Genomic DNA, 18,457 nt, shown 5'->3' with positions numbered 1-18,457 from the left:
GAAGTTTGTACTGAAGTCATTATGAGTTAAATAGGGATAAGTTATGTCAATACAGTTTGAAATGTTAAAAGAACAATCATCAATAATTAAGGTTATTGGGGTTGGTGGTGGTGGCGGTAATGCCGTTAACCACATGTATAAACAAGGAATTAGTGGGGTAGATTTCATCGTGTGTAATACCGATGCTCAAGCTTTGGAGTTAAGTCCAATACCTAATAAAGTACAATTGGGTATGAGTTTGACAGAAGGTATGGGTGCTGGTGCAGATCCTGATGTAGGTGAAAATTCAGCTATCGAAAGTATTGACGATATCAAACGTATGTTAGGTACTAATACCAAAATGCTGTTTATTACTGCAGGAATGGGTGGTGGTACTGGTACTGGAGCTAGTCCCGTATTGGCAAAAGCAGCTAAGGAATTAGGTATTTTGACTGTTGCGATTATTACAACTCCCTTTACTTTCGAAGGTAAACGTCGCCGTTCGCAAGCCGAAGAAGGTTTATCTGAATTGCGTAAATATGTAGATTCGTATTTAGTGATCTCTAACGATCGTTTGAGAGAGATTTTTGGGAATCTTACCATGACAGCAGCTTTTGCAAAAGCTGATGATATTTTAACAACTGCCGCAAAAGGTATCGCTGAGATCATTACTATCCCTGGTTATGTAAACGTCGATTTTAAAGATGTGCGCACAGTGATGAATGATAGTGGTGTTGCCATTATGGGTAATGCTGTTGCTGAAGGTGAAGACCGAGCTATTAAAGCAGTTGAAGGAGCTCTTGCTTCTCCGCTATTAAAAGATAATGAAATTGAAGGTGCCCGTTATATCTTACTGAATATTACTTCTGGTTTAAAGGAAGTAACTATGGATGAGGTTGCTATTATTACTGATTATATTCAAGAGAAAGCTGGTCTTTCTGCAGATTTAATCTGGGGTAATTGTATTGATGAAAACTTTGGCGAGGAACTATCTGTAACAATTATTGCGACAGGATTCCAGACTTCTGAGGAAAGAGATATTGAACGCGAAAATACGAAAGTTACGATGCCTTTAACGGCTGCAGAACAAGTAGCATCTTTTGTTAAACCGGTTAATCAATTTGTACAGAAGGAAGTGACGAATACACCTCTTGTTAATCCTGTGCAAACAAATCCAGAAAACGTTTCAGCTCCTATCCCGACTAACGATTTGTTTTCTGCACCTAAAAATGCTGTTCAACAACAGGTGGCTGTTGAAGGGAATTCGATTATTCGTCATGAATTAAATTTTGAAGAAGTGGTCGAAGAAGAGGCTTCGTCAGCAAATCAAGGAAATGATTTCCAATTAAAAACTTCTCCTTCTGTATTTCAATTTCAGATGCCTACGGTATTTGACGATTATACTGCTGGATCTGTTTCTCCGCAAGAGGAGCAGGCAAATAATTTCTCTGCTTCTGTTAATAATAAAGCTGAGATAGAACAGGTGGAAGAGGAGCAAGTTTCTTTTGAAGATCAATTGGTACGTACAAAAGAACGTATTTTGAGATTGAAGGAGTTGAGTATGAAATTAAAATCTTCAAATGGTCTTCAGGAATTGGAAAATGAGCCAGCTTACAAAAGAAAGCAAATGTCATTAGATGATACGCCGCATTCTTCACAATCTCAGGTTTCCAGATTTACACTGTCTTTTGAAGATGGAAATACAGAAATTAGACCTAATAATTCTTTTTTACATGACAATGTAGATTAGTTTAATTTTGCATAAATAATATGAAAGCTATCTCGTGTGAGATAGCTTTTTTTTGTATCTTTAATTTTTACCATTTATATAGAAATACATTATATTTATGAAATAGCAATGTTGTAAAAACTCTAAAAAAGAGCATATGCATGGTTATTTCATAGAACCGATAAAAACAAGTAGTATAGATATGAATCGCAAATTGAATAATCCAATATGGGTGATGAGTTCAGCATTTGACAAGCTGGATTTACCAGAATTAATAGATAAAACAAAAGAAGTCGGAGCTTCAGGTATTGATTTATGTGTGTTTAGAAAAGATGGCACACGTCAGGATCATACGGCAACACATCTCAATTATGAAGGTTTTACAGCGGAGGATGCAAAACGCACAATAGAAGTTTTCAATCAGGCCGCTTTACATCTGTCTTTGGGGGCTTTTGAGAATATGATCGGTGGAGAAGAAGGTGAACGGGTTAAAAATCAGAATCATTTATTAAAACTTATTCGGATTGCTCATTTACTCGGAGGAGATGCCAATAATGTAAAAGTGGGGACTTTTGTTGGTTATAATCACGATCTTGGTAATCAGATAGATGGCTTTCAGAAAAATCTAGATGAGTACAAACGTGTTTTTGCACCAATTATTAAATATGCAGAAGATCTAGGGGTAACGGTATTGTATGAAAACTGTCCTATGGAAGGCTGGAGATCGTCGCGTTATAGCAGTACTTATAATAATTTGCCAGCAGTATTGGCCGCACGAAAATTGATGTATGAAATGATACCAAGTAAAGCACATGGTGAAATCTATGATCCATCACATGATGTCTGGCAAAATACAGATCCAGTATCTGTTATCAATGCTATGGATATTGAGCGGTTACACCGTATTCATATCAAGACTACACGCAATTTAAGTACGCAAGCGCGCACGGACTGGGGCGGCATGTATCCAATGCAGCATGTTGATGCTGGCCTTGCTAAGGCTGCTAATATTGCAATTCCAGCACATGATTGGGATAGACATCATTACGAAGCCATGCTTCCTGGATTTGGAGGGTCAGATAGCATGGACTGGAGAGCATTTGTTGATACTTTGCAAAACCGCGCTTTTACCGGAGTTTTTGAAATAGAAAACGAAGCTAAAAATTCAAAAGATACAGGGGTTATGTCTGCTATTTTACAGGGCTTTAGTACCTGTGTTAATTTCTTTGCACCAATGTTATGGGAACTGGATGAAAAGAGCGGGTATTCATATAAAAATGAACGTGACTTACAGATCGTACACGGAAAAGATATTCCTGTTGTAACAATTGATCAGTTGTCTTAAAAAAAATTGAATTCACTTTGCAAACTAGTTTGCAGAGTGAATTCTAAATATTTCAATGAGCTCTGGAATATTAGAGACATTTAATTTTTCAAATATTCTACTTTTGTAAGTACTTACAGTTGACGGGCTAAGATCTAAGCTCGTAGAGACTTCAATGATACCCAATCCCTGCATTAAATACTTTGCAACATCTACTTCTCTGTTTGAAAGTCGGGAAAGCGGATTCATCGTGTTTATCTTAGCTTTGGTTTGAGTTAGCTTCTTAACATAAAGGTCTTTTACTTCATCCGACATGTATTTTCCTCTTTCTTTTATTGTTAATATTGCATTACTAAGCTCTGCCATAGCCGTGCTTTTATTGACAAATCCGGCAGCGCCAGCTTCAATATATCTTAAAGCATAAAGAGATTCATCATAAGAAGAGAATACCAGTATTTTGATGGACGGTTGTATTTCTAGAATTTCTTTTACTACTCTAATATTATTTCCTCCAGGCATATTGATATCGAGTAAAAGTAGATCAAAATCTTCTTTTTCTAACAATGTTAGAACCTCACTATAATCCTGAGCCTGTGTAATGATACAGGATGGCATAGTTTCTTTTATAATGACAGATGCTCCTAATCGAACAATACTATGGTCGTCGGCAATTAATATTTTTTTCATGAGCGATATTTAGGAAATATTATTTTGCGAATTGTGTTGTTTAAAAATAAACAAAAATACTGAATTCGAAATAATAAATGCGTGTAAATATAGTCAAAGATTAGTTCTTTTCTGTTTATTTTATTTCTCGCTACTTTGTGTTGTAAATTGGCTAACGATATTTTACCGTAAATATTAATATTTTTGTGTCAGTTTTATTGAAATAAGTTTATATTTAGGTAGAGAATTACAATAATTGCAATATTAAACATTTATTTTATGGGAATTTTGAAAGAGTTTAAAGAATTTGCTATGCGCGGTAGCGTAGTTGATTTAGCAGTCGGTGTTATTATCGGTGGTGCATTTGGAAAAATTGTAACGTCATTGGTAGATGATATCATCATGCCACCAATTGGTTATTTAACAGGAGGTGTTGATTTTTCAGAAATTAAATATGTACTTAAAGCTGCAGATGAGGTTGCAAAAAAGCCAGAAGTAGCGATTAATTTAGGAAACTTTATTAATGTCGTGATCCAATTTCTAATTGTTGCATTTTGTATTTTTATGGTGATTAAAGCCTTAAATTCGATGAAACGTAAGGAAGATAAAGCTCCTGAAGTGGCACCTGCTCCAACAAAAGAAGAAACACTTTTAACAGAAATCAGAGATTTACTTAAAAATAAGTAATCATATACTTTGGTAAAAAATTAGATGAAGAATAGGGTATTCTTCATCTGTTTTTTTATGGAATATTTCTATATTTTGGAGAAGTTGCATTTATTGTTTGTTATTCTCTAAAATATATTTTACTTTTGCATTCCTCTTTAGGGAGTTTTATTAATAGAATCAAAACATAATTTAGCATATTAAGCGTCATGAAAAGAACATTTCAGCCATCGCAAAGAAAAAGAAGAAACAAGCACGGATTCAGAGATCGCATGAGTTCTGCAAATGGTAGAAGAATTTTAGCTTCTCGTAGAGCAAAAGGTAGAAAACGCCTTACAGTTTCTGACGAAGGTCGTCACAAAGGTTAATATTTTTGCGTAGCTGGTGGCCAGGAGGCTCGTGTAATGACATGGCCGACTTTTCAGTCATCGATTATGATTAAAAATACATTTAAGAAAGAAGAACGTTTATGTAGTGTCAAGTTGATTGATACGCTGTTTCATAAAGGTTCTTCTTTTGTTTGTTATCCCTACCGTGTTGTCTTCTATGCTCCAAGAGAAGACGATCATCTCATCATGGAAAATTCTTCATCACAGGTCATATTAGCGGTTTCTAAACGCCGGTTCAAACGTGCTGTTGATCGTAATCTGATGAAGCGCCGTATGAGAGAATGTTTTCGTTTACAAAAAAATGAAGGCTTAACACCATTTTTAGAAGAACATCAATTACCTTTGTTATTCACAATACAATACGTAGGTAAAGGTCTGTTAGCATATGATTTTCTGTATAGTCATATGGAAAAAGCTTTGGTAAAATTAAAGAATGAATGTTCTAAACTATATTTGGCAAAAGATTATCAAGCGGATATTTAGTCTGTTATTTTTAGCTATTATCCGATTTTATCAGATTTTTATTTCTCCCTTTTTGGGAGCTAACTGTCGTTATACACCAACCTGTTCACAGTATGGTTATCAAGCCATTCAAAAATATGGTCCCTTTAAAGGAGGATGGCTTGCTATAAAACGTATTTTAAGTTGTAATCCCTGGGGTGGCCATGGTCACGATCCTGTTCCTTAATATTTTTTATTTTTTGTATGCATACTTATATTTTACAAATCGAGACTTCTACTTCTATGTGTTCAGTCGCTTTGGTTGAATCGGGAATTGTTCGTCAGCACGAAAGTGTCAATGAACCTAATGTTCACGCCTCACAGCTAACTTTGCTTATACAGGCTTTGTTGGATCAGGAGAATATAGGTTTTAAAGATTTGTCAGCAATTGCGGTGAGTATGGGGCCAGGTTCTTACACCGGATTAAGAATCGGAGTTTCTACCGCTAAGGGTTTGTGCTATGCCCTGGATATACCTTTGATCGCTGTCAATACGCTAGATGCTATTTATTCGGGTTTTCGTGCGAATGATGGGAAATCTCTATCGTACGATCTTTATATCCCGATGTTAGACGCGAGAAGGATGGAGGTGTACTGTGCTTCATTTGATGATACAGGAAAATCGGTAGTAACTACTCAAGCTTTGATTATCGATGCTACAAGTTTTGATCAATTTATAGTACAATACCCTCGTATTTGTTTATTTGGTCCGGGAGCGGATAAATTAAAAGATGTATTTAGTACTGGACAAGGTGTAGATATTATTGAGGAAGTACAGACGAACGCGACTGATATGAGCAAAATTGCTTTCGATAAGTATCAAGCTAAAGATTTTGAAGATGTTGCTTACTTCGAACCCTATTATTTAAAAGATTTTGTTGCAACCACTGCAAAGAAAAGACCTGGTTTATAACCAGCCTTTTCTTTTGAACCAGTAATAGATTGCTAGCGATATTCCGAGCATAATAATAATTGCTACAGGATATCCATAGTACCATTCTAGTTCAGGCATGTTTTTGAAATTCATACCGTAAACGCCAGCGACAAAAGTAATCGGCATAAAAAACACGGAAAAAATGGTTAAAATACGCATGATTTCGTTCGTGTGATTGGAGGAAATATTAAAATAGATATTGAGGAGCTGACTTGTGTTCTCTGAAAGATTGTCGTACAGGGTATTGGCTCTCAAATATAGATCTTTTAAATCTCGGCTGTAGACATTGCGTTTTTGATTAGCATGAAAGTGCTCTACAATTTCTTTGTACAATATGATAACCTTCCTGACAACATCAATCTGTCTTTTAATAAAATAGACATGTTTGAGGACTAGCTTTTTTTGACGTGTCAGAAAAACGCTTTCTTCATATTCATCCAATTTAGTTGATATTTTGGGCAGTATTTTTTCAAAAGTGGCGAGCGCGGCCGTGCTCAGGTAATTAGCTAAATGTTTACTGTCTTTTAATTTTGGAGATCTAAAATCCAAAAGTTTCATTTTATGAATGAATTCTACATTTTTCTTATGAAGTGTAATGACGAAGTCTGCACCATAGAAAATAGTTAAACGGTCTGTTATTTCACCTATATTGTCGGAATTATCCTTAAATGTTGCAGATACCATCCTTAGGATAATAAAAGTATAGTTGTCAAACTCTTCTATTTTTGGAAGATGTTCAGGTTCTAAAGAATCTTTAATAGATGCCTGATTGAGGTTATATTTTTCTTTCAAAATTTCGAGATCCGTTACACTTGGCTCGAATACATCGACCCATTCATAACTAGCTTGCTCTTTACTTACTATAGTGGATATCATAAATTAATCGGATTTTAGGTTAATATACCGAAGAGATTTTCAAAAAGCAAATTGTTGTTAAATAAGAAAGCCGCTCATGAGCGGCTTTCTTATTTAACTATTTTAGAAATGTTATTTCTTTTCTTTTTTATATTCTTCATTTAATTGTTTCACCACTTCATTCGTGATTTCCAATTTTGAATCAGCATATAATACTGTCGGATTTGATTTCGAATATGTCAGTACAAGTGTATAACCGTTATCACTTGCATGTTTCTTCAAAAATTCGGTAATTTTATTGTAGACATTATTAAATTCAGCGGATTCGTCTTGTTGTATTGAAGCAGATGCATTTTGATCTAAACGGCTTAATTCGTCTTGTTTACGTGCTAATTTTTCTTCTGTTGCTTGTCTTTCTGCAGCACTTAAATTAGGTGCTTTTTGTTGGTATTCTGCAACTTCACGTTGAAAAGCTTGACTTTTTGCCTGAAGATCTGTTTGTGCTTTTTTAACTTTTGCTTCTAATTTACTTCTAATGTCCTTAAAGTACTCATATTTTTGAGATAAAGAATCTGAATTGATGTATACAATTTTCTCAACTTTTGTTGAAGAAGTGTTTGCTGAAGTAGAATCTTTGGAAGTTGTAGCACCAGTACTTTTTCCCTCTTGGTTACAAGAAATAGCGGCTACTGATATTGCTACGCCTAAAGTTACCTTTGATAATGTTGAAAATATATTACTCATTGTTTATTTGATTACACGTTTTAATAAGAACAAACCTACTATAAAAAAATTACATTTAGGATTTTCGACTGCTAAAATATAAAATAATTATGGAATAATAGCGCATTAAATTGCTTGTTATCACTTCTCGTTGACTTGTTAAAGTGGTTAAAATTTCGTATTTTTGATTACAAGTATTTAATTAGTTTCAATGAGCGAAGAAAACAAAAATGCATCATCCTATTCAGCCGATAATATCCAAGTTTTAGAGGGATTAGAGGCTGTACGTAAACGTCCTTCCATGTATATTGGAGACACAGGGGTTAAAGGTTTGCACCATTTGGTATATGAGGTCGTCGATAACTCTATCGATGAAGCCGTTGCAGGTTATTGTACAGATATTTTTGTCACTATCCATAAAGACAATTCTATTTCCGTAAAGGATAACGGACGTGGTATTCCAACAGGTATCAATAAAAAGGAGAATAAATCAGCACTGGAAATTGTAATGACTGTATTACATGCTGGTGGTAAATTTGATAAGGATACGTATAAGGTATCAGGTGGTCTTCACGGTGTGGGGGTTTCCTGTGTAAATGCTTTATCTATTCATTTGTCCGCAGTTGTTCACCGTGATGGTAAAGTTTTTCAGCAAGAGTATGAAAAGGGAAAACCTTTGTATACTGTGAAGGAAATTGGTGAATCTGATGCTACGGGTACTATTGTTACGTTTACTCCCGATAGTGAAATTTTCACAACGACTACGACTTATAACTATGATACATTAGCGAGTCGTCTTCGTGAATTATCTTTCTTGAATAAAGGGATCACTTTATCTTTAACAGATGAGCGAGAAACTTTGGAAGACGGTACTTTACGTCAAGATGTGTTTTTATCTGAAGGTGGTTTACAAGAATTTGTCCAGTTTTTAGATAGTAACCGTCACCCAATCATACCACATCCGATTTATGTGGAGGGTATCAAACAAGGTATTCCTGTTGAATTGGCTTTACAGTATAACGAGACTTACACTGAAAATGTGCATTCATACGTGAATAACATTAATACCATTGAAGGTGGTTCACATGTTGCCGGTTTTCGTCGTGGTTTGACCCGTACTTTAAAAGCATATGCCGATAGATCTGGTTTATTGAAAAATTTGAAGGTAGAAATTACTGGAGATGATTTTCGTGAAGGTCTAACAGCTGTTATTTCGGTGAAAGTCGCTGAACCGCAGTTTGAGGGACAGACAAAAACCAAATTGGGTAACTCTGAAGTAATGGGGGCTGTTGATGTTGCCGTAGGAGAGATTTTAAATATCTATTTAGAAGAGAATCCTCGCGAAGCAAAAGCAATTGTACAAAAGGTTGTAATAGCAGCTCAAGCTCGTGCTGCGGCTCGTAAAGCTCGTGATCTTGTACAAAGGAAAACTGTAATGGGTGGCTCAGGTTTACCTGGTAAGCTCGCAGATTGTCAAGATAATGATCCTACAAAATGTGAGATTTACTTTGTCGAGGGAGATTCGGCTGGTGGAACTGCGAAATCAGGTCGTGATCGTAAGTATCAAGCGATTATGCCACTTCGTGGTAAAATTCTAAACGTAGAAAAGGCAATGGAACATAAGATCTATGAAAATGAAGAGATCAAAAATATGTTTACTGCCCTAGGTGTTAGTTTAGGTACTCCAGATGATCCTAAAGCATTAAACTTAGAGAAATTACGTTACCATCGTATTATTATCATGACCGATGCGGACGTCGATGGTTCTCACATCACAACTTTGATTCTAACGTTCTACTTTAGATACATGAAAGAATTGATTGAGAAGGGATACATTTACATCGCTACTCCACCATTATATTTGGTTAAAAAAGGTAAAGATCATCAATACGCTTGGACTGAAGATCAACGCTTAAATGCTATTCAGCAATTGAAAGGCGGAGGTAAAGAAGACAGCGTACATGTACAACGTTATAAAGGTCTTGGAGAAATGAACGCAGAACAACTATGGGATACAACAATGAATCCTGAGACGCGTACATTAAGACAAGTAAACATCGAAAATGCCGCTGAATGTGATCGCATATTCTCAATGTTAATGGGTGATGAGGTTGCACCTCGTCGTGAGTTTATTGAACGCAATTCACGTTACGCTAAAATCGATATTTAATTATTTTTAAATTTTAATCTCAGAAAGGTCTAACTACTCAGGTAGTTAGACCTTTTTTTTTGAAGCAGAGCAATCTATATTTTTTGCCTAATTAGGTTAATAACTGTAACTTATATATAGTCTTGGTATTTTCGTTGTACTTAAATTACGTTTTTTCGTCGATTTTAGGTTAGCGATTAACTCTCTGCTAAAGCGTGTTCTATGATCCGTTGATAATCTTCTTCAACCATATAATACGTATTAGTTTGCTGTAATTAAAGATTAATGATGCTGATTGATAAAAATTATGATTTACTGCGCCTATCTTATTTAGGTAATTATTTTTGCTTTTACCCTAAGTGAGAATGCGATAATGCTATAAAAAACCTCTCCTGGTTTTTAATTGTAGCAACGGTTATGGCATCTTTTAAAGAATTAGTTGATGCATTCGTTACAATATTTCTTTAGGTAACATAATTATTACTTATTGTAATAGTCATGTTCCGATATGTGAAATAATATGAAATTAAACTTTTTATTATCTATATATCAAATTTATGATTCTTATTTTTTTAAGTGATAAGTCTTTGAGACTTAAACTTTACCTAATAATTTGGATCTTGTTAGGTAGCGCTATTGCAACATATAGTCAAGAGTATAATGAATTGACTTTTGATCAGTTATTTGAACAACTATTGGAAGAATTAGAGGAGGATGTCGATGCAAGCGAAATTTCGGAGAGATGGTCATATTACTTGAAAAATCCGATTGATTTAAATAAAACAGACGGACGTGAATTACACGATTTATTATTTTTAAGTGTTATTCAGATCGAAAGCCTGTTGGCACATAGAAAAGAATCCGGTGATTTTATTTCTAAACAGGAGTTACAAAGTATAATCGGGTTTGATTTGCGTACAGTTCAGTATTTACTTCCTTTTGTTACTGTTTCAGGTGATATGCATTACAGAGATTTTACAGTTAAGAATTTCTTAAAATCGAAGCAAGAAGTTATGTTACGATATGGACGTTTATTGCACCGTGCCAAAGGATATTCTATTACTGATACAGCCAGGTCGCGCTACCTTGGGGATCCGAATCGATATACTGTACGTTATCGGCTCAATTACAATGATAAGATCCGGCTCGCTATTAATATGGATAAAGATGCAGGGGAGTTGTTTTTCAAAGACAAGCAACGGTATGGTTTTGATTTTTATGCTGCAAGTTTAGCGATTCGCGATCTTGGTAAAGTAAAACAGTTAGTGATTGGAGATTTTGCCTTACAAATTGGCCAAGGCTTAACCATGTGGAATGGATTGAGTTTCAGTAAAGGAAGCATGATCGAAAGTTCTGCTAGGCAGGGGATAGGTTTAAGACAGTACACATCTTTGAATGAAGCAAATTTTTTAAGAGGTGTAGCAGGTTCTTTGTCTTTAGGTAAATTTGAATTTACACCTTATATTTCTTATCGAAAGATTGATGGCAGTATGGAAAAGGTGAATGATGATTGGGTGATATCTACTTTGTCCACTTCAGGTCTTCATCGTACCCCAACAGAACAGCGATATCGTAATGCGATCGGACAACTGGTTTATGGAGGTAACTTACTTTACAGCAAAAATAGATTTAAGATAGGTGGAAATTTTGTTGCTACCCATTTACAAGGTGTTAAACTTTTGGGCAAAGCTCTTGAAAATAAATATGATTTTGAGGGTAATTTACTTCGAAATGCTAGTCTTTATTATAATTACACTTATCGTAATTCTTATTTTTTTGGAGAGATTGCTACGAGTTTTGATGAAGGATATGCCTGGTTAACGGGAATTATGACCAGTATAACTCCAAAGTTTTCCACAGTTCTTTTATATCGTGATTATCAAAAGAACTATCATAGTTTCTTTGCCCAGTCAATGGGAGAAAATAACAGTACTAAGAATGAAAAAGGACTCTATACAGGTCTTGTTTTTCATCCCTCTCGAAAAATTCAATGGACCGCTTATCTGGATGTTTTTAAGTTCCCTTGGTTGCGATACCGCGTACTAGCACCTTCTTCAGGCTATGATATTATGTCCCAATTCTCTTATATCTGGTATAAGAAGGGTCAGATATCAGTGCGCTTCCGATACCGTGTGAAAGAAGAAAATACTTCGGCCTCAAAAAATGAAAAGGTTTTCTTGGCAAAAGTTAATAAATACCAATTGAGATTTGAATACAAATATAAATTAAGTAATATCTGGAGCATTCGTAGTAGGCTCGAAGGTGTTCAATATCTGAAAGAGTCCGAACAAAAAGAATATGGGTGGATGGCCTATCAGGATCTGTTTTTTAACCCCAAGAGTAGTAAAATAGCAACAAATATGCGTTTAGCTTATTTTCATACTGATAGTTATAATACCCGGATTTATGCTTTTGAAAATGATGTCTTATATGCTTCTTCCTTTCCACTGTATTATCAAAAAGGGTGGCGAATGTATAATAATATACGTTACAGAATACATCGAAATATTGATTTATGGACTAAAATATCAGCTTTCTATTATCCTGAACTTGAAAAAATAGGTTCGGGGTTAGATGAAATTCAGGGAAATATCAAATCAGAAGTTAAAGTACAGCTAAGACTCCAATTTTAATGAAGACGAATTTTGAAGAACAGCTGAAAAAGCTTCCATTTCTTAAAATTGTGCTATTTTATGGTATTGGAATAGGAATTGCCAATTTTTTTGAACCTAGCAAAAGCATGTTTAATTTGATACAATTACTGCTTGTTTTTAGCTTTTTATCGCATCTCGTATTTTTCTTTTATACTTCCCGTTTAGAAATTTTATCTATTGTAAATAGCTACATTATTTTGATTTTTTTCGGAATTTGGAATATCTGGAGAACGCATGATCAGGTGGATATTAACCATTTTCTCATTGGTCCTAGTGATCAGTATATTGCGATGGTGGATGAAGAACCGGTTTTTTACAATAATTCAGTTCGATTTTCTGTAACTCTGTTAGCAAAACGTATCGATTCAACATTTCAAAAGGCGACAGGTCGGCTTATGGTGACGTTGCCTTTTGATCAAAAAGACTCTCGTATACAATATGGTGATGAGATGGTTTTAAAAAATAAGGTGAAACCCATCCCAAAGCCACTTAATCCATTGGAGTTCAATTATAGAGATTATTTAAAAAATCAGGGTATCGATGGCCAGATTTATTTGAAGTCAAAGGAGTATAAAATCATTCGTCATCATCAAGGTTTTGGGATTAAAGCCCGAGCTTTAGAATTAAGGAGGGAGCTCGTCAGTAAATTTAGAAAATATCTGAAAGATGAAAATTCTTTTCAAATTGCAGTGGCATTGATCGTTGGTTATAGAGCAGTGATGTCACAAGATATTGTGCAGACTTTTAGTAATACAGGTACTATTCATGTGCTGAGTGTTTCAGGTATGCATGTTGGAATAGTCTTTATTGTTTTGATGTGGTTGCTAGCCAGGGTAAGTGGTAATTATACTCTAAATCTTTTAAGAATTGTTATGTTGCTTTGTGCGATCTGGAGTTATACCATCTTAACGGGAATGGCACCTTCCATATTACGCGCAGCGATCATGTTGAGTTTTTTTCTTATTGCTAGATCAATGCAGCGGGAAGGCAATATGCTGAATACAATGGCATCTTCTGCATTCCTACTTTTATTATTGCAGCCCAATATATTATTTGATATTGGGTTTCAGTTGTCTTACTTTGCTGTTTTAGGAATTGTTTTATTTTTTCCACTGTTTAAACGTCTATCTATTTTTGAAAGTAATCGCTTCAGTCGCATCATATGGGATAGCGTCGCTATTTCTTTGAGTGCTCAAATTATGACAGCACCGTTTTCATTGTTTTATTTTGGACAGTTCCCAAATTATTTTTTAATTGCGAACTTACTTGTTGTTTTACCTGTTACGCTCATTATGTATATCGGGATGGCGATGATGTTCATGCCTGTTGATGTTATCAATGTTTGGTTAGGGTATGCTATGGATTGGCTTATTCAGAAAATGTTTTTCACATTGGAGTTTTTGGATCAATTACCTTTTGCAACATGGACTGGAATTGTCCTTTCTCCAACTTTAGTTTTGATCAGTTTAGTTTTCTTGTTCAGTTGTAGTTATGCATTTTATTGGAAAAATAAGTTTGCTCTATACATGAGTGTATGTTTTCTATTGATTGGCCTTAGCACTTTCAGCTATTTACAGTATTTGCAGTTTAATTATACAGGATTTCGCATTTACAGTACCAGAAAAGAGATTGCACTTGCTTTTATACAAAAGAATAACATCACCATGGTTAGTTCTTTCAATTCTTTAGATGCCAGAAATTTGGTTTATAGTGTAAAAAGGGATTTGTCACGTTTCTCTAATTGGGAAGATATTAATTTTCTTCCATTGATATCATATGATTCTGTAAGGACAAATTACCTTATTCAGAAACCCAATTTAACAATCCAAATTATGGAGCATTCTTTACTAAGTCATCGCTCTACAGATATTTTACTTGTCAGAAAAAATAGTAAATGGAATTTTATCGAAAATGTAAGAATTATAAAACCTAAGCTTGTGCTGTTTGATGGAACGAATAGCGATTTCAATATTCAGATGTGGAGACAGCAACTTGATGATATGGGGTTGGCGCATTATACCATAAAAAATAATTTTGCGTATGTTTGGGACAAGGAGTTATTATGAGTGTAGATAGCATCAGCATATTAAAACAGTATTGGGGACATGATGAGTTTCGACCTCTTCAGGAGGAAATCATCCAATCTGTACTGGATAAGAAAGATACCCTAGCTTTATTGCCTACAGGTGGCGGTAAATCAATCTGTTTCCAGGTTCCGGCAATGATACTTCCGGGTATCTGTATTGTCGTGACGCCTTTAATCGCTTTGATGAAAGATCAGGTAAAACATCTCAAGGATATCGGTATCGAAGCTGTTGCTATTTATTCGGGTCTTAAACCACGAGAAGTTGATATTATATTGGACAATTGTATTTTTGGCCATATAAAATTTCTTTATTTATCTCCCGAACGTTTGTATAGTGAATTGGTACAGGAACGTATCAAACATATGCCTGTCAATCTCTATGCAATCGATGAGGCCCATTGTATTTCACAATGGGGTTATGATTTTCGACCTTCTTACCTTCAGTTGTCTAAACTGAGGGAGATACATCCAGATATTCCTTTTCTTGCTTTAACTGCAACAGCTACCACGTCTGTAATTGCAGATATTCAGGATAAATTAGCCTTTAAAAAGAAGAACGTATTTGTTAAAAGTTTCTTGCGTGATAATCTCGGATATATGGCGCTGGAAGAAGAAAATAAATCGGGACGGATGCTTCGTGTCATTCAAAAGCTGGGAGGCTCAGGTGTCGTCTATGTGCGAAATAGAAGAGAGACTCAAGAGATTGCACGTTTCTTAGTAAACAATGGGATCTCCGCGGATTTTTATCATGCTGGTTTGATAGGAAAAGACCGTGATGATAAGCAAGAAGCTTGGATGCAAAATAGAACACGCGTTATTGTTGCGACCAATGCCTTTGGGATGGGAATTGACAAATCGGATGTCCGGTTTGTTATTCACTTGGATATCCCTGAATCTTTAGAAGCTTATTATCAAGAAGCAGGAAGAGCGGGCAGGGATGGAAAAAAGGCTTATCCTGTTATGTTATATCAGCAGGAAGATAAGAATCGTCTTTTAAAAAATTTAGAACTGAGTTTTCCAACCGTCGCCTTCATTCAACAAGTCTATCATTACCTATGTAATCACTTTCAAATTCCTTATGGTGCAGGGGAGGGAGTTGTATTTGATTTTGATGTAGTCTCCTTTATAAAAAAATATAAACTTGAAACAATTCCTACTTTAAGTGCCCTCAAGTTTTTAGAAAAGGATGGCTGGTTGACGCTTTCTGAAGCTGTCTTTATTCCTTCTCGATTTAAATTTGAAGTGAACCATCAAGAGCTCTACAAAATTCAAGTTCAATATGAGCGTTATGATAAACTTATAAAGGCTATATTACGATCGTATGGAGGAGTATTTGATGATTATATTTCCATAAATGAATATGAGTTTGCAAAAAAGTTAGGTGTTTCTTATGAGCAAATTGTAAGTTTGATCAACGCCTTGGTTAAAATGGAAATTGCGAGTTATATTCCTCCAACAGATAGTCCACAGCTATCTTTTCTGCAGGACCGTGTTGATTATAAGAATCTGTATGTAGACCATGTTTTCATTAGAGAAAGACAACGTGTAAAGACTGTCCAGATCGAGGCGATGCTCAATTATATTGAGCATTCACAATGTCGTAGTCAGTCACTACTCCATTATTTTGGTGAACAGAATACACTATTTTGTCAGGTATGTGATCTGTGCCTAATTCGTAATCATCGTGTGAAATTGCATCATAATATAAAATTGGAGATAGAACGCATTTTATTGAACGAAGCTCAAACGATACATGATCTTATTGAAAGGATCTCTCTTGGTGATGATGAAATAAAATTGGAAGTAGTGAGAAATTTAATAGATCATCATAAGATTATGGTCGTAGATGATCGGTATATCTGGAATACCAATATCTAGTTTAAAATTCAAATTTATTTACTTTTTCACTGGCTTCTAAATATAATGGTAGCGCCGCAGATCCGTACCATAACGTGATTTCGGAGATTAATAAACCAGCTTTAATGGCAGGATCAGTAGCCAATAGTGCTTCTGCTTCTTTGATAGTTTTAACATTTAATATAAAGATACCGCGATAATCTCTTTCATTTTTCCCAAATGGACCAGCTACAATTAGTTTTTTCTCTTTTGCAAGGCGTTGAATATTTTTCATATGTCCATCAAAAAGTCGATTGACAGAATCTTTATCGGTTATTTTTGTCGCGCCCGTTTTTAGAAGCACGAAACTATAATACTTCATTCCATAATTGTCAGCTCCTAATGAATCTGCTAGTAAATGGTCATATTTAGCATTAGTCTTTTGTGCATAAGAACGAGATAGCGTACCTAATATCAATAATCCAAGGTAAAGTATATTTTTCATCTATTTTTTATATTTATCATATAAACCTTTTCCACTTAATATAATAGGTTTAATTTTTTCTAGACGGTTTACTTTTGTTTTATCTTGTTTTGCTTCATGAATATACTCATAATATTCATTCTTTTTTGCAGCACTGAGATTCTCAAAATTCCTTTTTAATTGCGGGTCGTTCTTTAATGCTTCTTCAAATAATGCGGGAATGGATAAATATTCTTTTTTCCCTGGAATGAGTTTTAATCCCTTTTCTTCAATATTAATGGCCTGCTGTATATATTGTCTGAGTAGAGATTTATCAATTTGACTTTGATCTGTAAATTTCCATTGACGCAGGTTTTTCGTTTTTTCTCCCTGTGTTGCTGTTAAAACTGCTGCCGGATCTACCAGGTGCGATCCGTTAAAAAACCAAAGTGCAAAATGATCTTTAAATCCAGCAAATGAAATAACATTTTTTTGTTGGTACGTGAATACGGGACCACCCCATTTTGTTGTTTCTTCAAGTGGGAACTTTTCAATTATGCTGCGTAGGATTAATAATTCTTCCCGCCATTTGCTTTGCTTATCCATAAATTTGTAATAACTAGTTGGAAATAGGTAAATGGAGTCCTTCCTGTCCCCACTCGGACCAAGAACCGTCATATACTTTGATGTTTTTATTACCAAGCAAATGACTGGCAAAAGCTAGGATCGATGCTGTAATACCTGATCCACAGGTGAAGATCTGTTCATTGCTGTTATTAAATGATTTAAACAATTTTTGCAATTCTTCTTTTGAATCGTAGCTGTTTCCTTCGAGAACAAGATCAAATGGAAGATTATGAGAATTGGGAATATGCCCTCCTCTTAATCCTGCTCTGGGTTCTGGAGCTGAGGCAATAAATCTTCCTTGACTACGAGCATCAATAATGCTTGTTTCACTATTATCATAATGAGCTAAAACGTAATCTTTATCTGCATACCATTTTGAATTAAAATGAGCTTTGGCATTACCTCTTTGTTGTGATTTTATGTGATGGTTTACTAAGGGAAGATGTTGTTCTTTCCATGCTGGAATTCCACCTTCAAGTATATAAACTTGATCAAATCCCATAACCTTAAACATCCACCAAGCTCTAGGACTTGAATATATACCCCACCGGTCATATAGTATAATGATGCTATCTTGATTGATACCAAGTTCCTGAATTCCATTTGTGAAGGTTTCCTGGGAAACAAGTGTGTGTGGTAGCGGGTTGTTTTTATCTGAAAAGGTATTTTCGATATCAAAAAAGAGCGAGTTGCCTATTACTTCTAAGTTCGTACCCTTTAGCGATTGACCTACTTTGTCAATTGTACAATCTAATAATACAATTTTGGAATTGTTTAATTCACTACTAAGCTGTGCAGGAGTGATTAGTGAAGAGGGAAAGTACATGGGTTATTTCATTTACGTTATGTAAATTTAATCATGTTTTTGTTATAAACA

Annotated in this window: 17 protein-coding genes; 11 read left to right on the top strand and 6 right to left on the bottom strand. The window is 35.0% G+C overall.

Features of this window, described 5'->3' with window-relative positions; genetic code table 11:
* Positions 1-43: 43 nt before the first annotated feature.
* Both ftsZ and FHR29_RS16345 read left to right on the top strand, forming a co-directional pair.
* The gene (gene ftsZ / locus FHR29_RS16350; protein ID WP_132772143.1) at positions 44-1,729 is read left to right on the top strand and encodes a cell division protein FtsZ; all 1,686 of its coding nucleotides are present in this window, start codon (positions 44-46) and stop codon (positions 1,727-1,729) included.
* 181 nt (positions 1,730-1,910) lie between these two features.
* The gene (locus FHR29_RS16345; protein ID WP_183915802.1) at positions 1,911-3,053 is read left to right on the top strand and encodes a sugar phosphate isomerase/epimerase; all 1,143 of its coding nucleotides are present in this window, start codon (positions 1,911-1,913) and stop codon (positions 3,051-3,053) included.
* A 24-nt stretch (positions 3,054-3,077) separates the two neighbouring features.
* On the opposite strand, the gene FHR29_RS16340 is transcribed toward FHR29_RS16345, so the two are convergent.
* Positions 3,078-3,719: a response regulator transcription factor gene (locus FHR29_RS16340; protein WP_132772144.1), complete on the bottom strand. Its 642-nt coding sequence runs from the start codon at positions 3,717-3,719 to the stop codon at positions 3,078-3,080.
* Positions 3,720-3,977: 258 nt separating this feature from the next.
* Here FHR29_RS16340 and mscL point away from each other — a divergent pair, with 258 nt between their 5' ends.
* From mscL to tsaB, 5 genes are all read left to right on the top strand, one after another.
* Positions 3,978-4,385, top strand: coding sequence for a large-conductance mechanosensitive channel protein MscL (gene mscL, locus FHR29_RS16335; RefSeq protein WP_021190117.1), 408 nt, complete (start codon positions 3,978-3,980; stop codon positions 4,383-4,385).
* Between the two features lie 188 nt (positions 4,386-4,573).
* Positions 4,574-4,732 carry a 50S ribosomal protein L34 gene (gene rpmH / locus FHR29_RS16330; RefSeq protein ID WP_045753170.1) on the top strand — a complete coding sequence of 53 codons (159 nt, stop codon included), beginning with the start codon at positions 4,574-4,576 and terminating at the stop codon, positions 4,730-4,732.
* Positions 4,733-4,798: 66 nt separating this feature from the next.
* On the top strand, positions 4,799-5,236 hold the full coding sequence (locus FHR29_RS16325; RefSeq protein WP_031288357.1) for a ribonuclease P protein component: 438 nt from the start codon (positions 4,799-4,801) through the stop codon (positions 5,234-5,236).
* A complete protein-coding gene (yidD, locus tag FHR29_RS16320) occupies positions 5,187-5,441 on the top strand; it encodes a membrane protein insertion efficiency factor YidD (RefSeq protein ID WP_132772145.1) in 255 nt (84 codons plus the stop codon). Before FHR29_RS16325 ends, yidD begins: the two co-directional genes overlap by 50 nt.
* 17 nt (positions 5,442-5,458) lie before the next feature.
* Positions 5,459-6,166, top strand: coding sequence for a tRNA (adenosine(37)-N6)-threonylcarbamoyltransferase complex dimerization subunit type 1 TsaB (gene tsaB / locus FHR29_RS16315; RefSeq protein WP_183915800.1), 708 nt, complete (start codon positions 5,459-5,461; stop codon positions 6,164-6,166).
* On the opposite strand, the gene FHR29_RS16310 is transcribed toward tsaB, so the two are convergent.
* Together FHR29_RS16310 and FHR29_RS16305 are read right to left on the bottom strand one after the other, a co-directional pair.
* Positions 6,161-7,063 carry a CorA family divalent cation transporter gene (locus FHR29_RS16310; protein WP_183915798.1) on the bottom strand — a complete coding sequence of 301 codons (903 nt, stop codon included), beginning with the start codon at positions 7,061-7,063 and terminating at the stop codon, positions 6,161-6,163. The genes tsaB and FHR29_RS16310 overlap by 6 nt on opposite strands.
* 111 nt (positions 7,064-7,174) lie before the next feature.
* Positions 7,175-7,786: an OmpH family outer membrane protein gene (locus tag FHR29_RS16305; protein WP_021190122.1), complete on the bottom strand. Its 612-nt coding sequence runs from the start codon at positions 7,784-7,786 to the stop codon at positions 7,175-7,177.
* A gap of 190 nt (positions 7,787-7,976) precedes the next feature.
* Between FHR29_RS16305 and gyrB the strand changes: the two genes are divergently transcribed.
* The 4 genes from gyrB to FHR29_RS16285 all read left to right on the top strand — a co-directional run bounded on the left by gyrB (position 7,977) and on the right by FHR29_RS16285 (position 16,532).
* Entirely contained in the window at positions 7,977-9,935 is a 1,959-nt protein-coding gene (gyrB, locus tag FHR29_RS16300) for a DNA topoisomerase (ATP-hydrolyzing) subunit B (protein WP_183915796.1), read from the top strand.
* A 536-nt stretch (positions 9,936-10,471) separates the two neighbouring features.
* Complete coding sequence (locus FHR29_RS16295) at positions 10,472-12,547, top strand: helix-hairpin-helix domain-containing protein (RefSeq protein ID WP_183915794.1); 2,076 nt, start codon at positions 10,472-10,474, stop codon at positions 12,545-12,547.
* A complete protein-coding gene (locus FHR29_RS16290) occupies positions 12,547-14,634 on the top strand; it encodes a ComEC/Rec2 family competence protein (RefSeq protein ID WP_183915792.1) in 2,088 nt (695 codons plus the stop codon). Before FHR29_RS16295 ends, FHR29_RS16290 begins: the two co-directional genes overlap by 1 nt.
* On the top strand, positions 14,631-16,532 hold the full coding sequence (locus tag FHR29_RS16285) for an ATP-dependent DNA helicase RecQ (protein WP_132844585.1): 1,902 nt from the start codon (positions 14,631-14,633) through the stop codon (positions 16,530-16,532). The genes FHR29_RS16290 and FHR29_RS16285 overlap by 4 nt, the downstream gene beginning before the upstream one ends.
* Before the next feature lies 1 nt (position 16,533).
* Here the strand turns inward: FHR29_RS16285 and FHR29_RS16280 are convergent, their stop codons facing one another.
* From FHR29_RS16280 to FHR29_RS16270, 3 genes are read right to left on the bottom strand one after another with little or no spacing between them, the layout of a single operon-like run.
* A complete protein-coding gene (locus tag FHR29_RS16280) occupies positions 16,534-16,995 on the bottom strand; it encodes a YciI family protein (protein WP_132844583.1) in 462 nt (153 codons plus the stop codon).
* The gene (locus tag FHR29_RS16275; RefSeq protein WP_132844581.1) at positions 16,996-17,559 is read right to left on the bottom strand and encodes a YdeI family protein; all 564 of its coding nucleotides are present in this window, start codon (positions 17,557-17,559) and stop codon (positions 16,996-16,998) included. It lies immediately after the preceding gene.
* A gap of 13 nt (positions 17,560-17,572) precedes the next feature.
* Positions 17,573-18,406 (bottom strand): sulfurtransferase, encoded by an 834-nt coding sequence (locus tag FHR29_RS16270; protein WP_183915790.1) that lies wholly within the window; start codon positions 18,404-18,406, stop codon positions 17,573-17,575.
* Positions 18,407-18,457 lie beyond the last annotated feature (51 nt).

The sequence above is a fragment of the Sphingobacterium sp. JUb56 genome (assembly GCF_014191365.1).
GTDB lineage: Bacteria > Bacteroidota > Bacteroidia > Sphingobacteriales > Sphingobacteriaceae > Sphingobacterium > Sphingobacterium anhuiense.
The sequence above is the reverse complement of the archived record's forward strand: the minus strand, read 5'-3'. Positions and strand labels throughout refer to the sequence as shown.

Coding starts and splice junctions, on each gene's coding strand:
- FHR29_RS16345 (WP_183915802.1), top strand. CDS start 1,911: ATGAATCGCAAATTGAATAATCCAATATGGGTGATGAGTTCAGCATTT.
- rpmH (WP_045753170.1), top strand. CDS start 4,574: ATGAAAAGAACATTTCAGCCATCGCAAAGAAAAAGAAGAAACAAGCAC.
- FHR29_RS16275 (WP_132844581.1), bottom strand. CDS start 17,559: ATGGATAAGCAAAGCAAATGGCGGGAAGAATTATTAATCCTACGCAGC.
- FHR29_RS16270 (WP_183915790.1), bottom strand. CDS start 18,406: ATGTACTTTCCCTCTTCACTAATCACTCCTGCACAGCTTAGTAGTGAA.
- mscL (WP_021190117.1), top strand. CDS start 3,978: ATGGGAATTTTGAAAGAGTTTAAAGAATTTGCTATGCGCGGTAGCGTA.
- FHR29_RS16290 (WP_183915792.1), top strand. CDS start 12,547: ATGAAGACGAATTTTGAAGAACAGCTGAAAAAGCTTCCATTTCTTAAA.
- FHR29_RS16280 (WP_132844583.1), bottom strand. CDS start 16,995: ATGAAAAATATACTTTACCTTGGATTATTGATATTAGGTACGCTATCT.
- FHR29_RS16310 (WP_183915798.1), bottom strand. CDS start 7,063: ATGATATCCACTATAGTAAGTAAAGAGCAAGCTAGTTATGAATGGGTC.
- FHR29_RS16295 (WP_183915794.1), top strand. CDS start 10,472: ATGATTCTTATTTTTTTAAGTGATAAGTCTTTGAGACTTAAACTTTAC.
- FHR29_RS16325 (WP_031288357.1), top strand. CDS start 4,799: ATGATTAAAAATACATTTAAGAAAGAAGAACGTTTATGTAGTGTCAAG.
- FHR29_RS16285 (WP_132844585.1), top strand. CDS start 14,631: ATGAGTGTAGATAGCATCAGCATATTAAAACAGTATTGGGGACATGAT.
- tsaB (WP_183915800.1), top strand. CDS start 5,459: ATGCATACTTATATTTTACAAATCGAGACTTCTACTTCTATGTGTTCA.
- FHR29_RS16305 (WP_021190122.1), bottom strand. CDS start 7,786: ATGAGTAATATATTTTCAACATTATCAAAGGTAACTTTAGGCGTAGCA.
- FHR29_RS16340 (WP_132772144.1), bottom strand. CDS start 3,719: ATGAAAAAAATATTAATTGCCGACGACCATAGTATTGTTCGATTAGGA.
- yidD (WP_132772145.1), top strand. CDS start 5,187: ATGAATGTTCTAAACTATATTTGGCAAAAGATTATCAAGCGGATATTT.
- gyrB (WP_183915796.1), top strand. CDS start 7,977: ATGAGCGAAGAAAACAAAAATGCATCATCCTATTCAGCCGATAATATC.
- ftsZ (WP_132772143.1), top strand. CDS start 44: ATGTCAATACAGTTTGAAATGTTAAAAGAACAATCATCAATAATTAAG.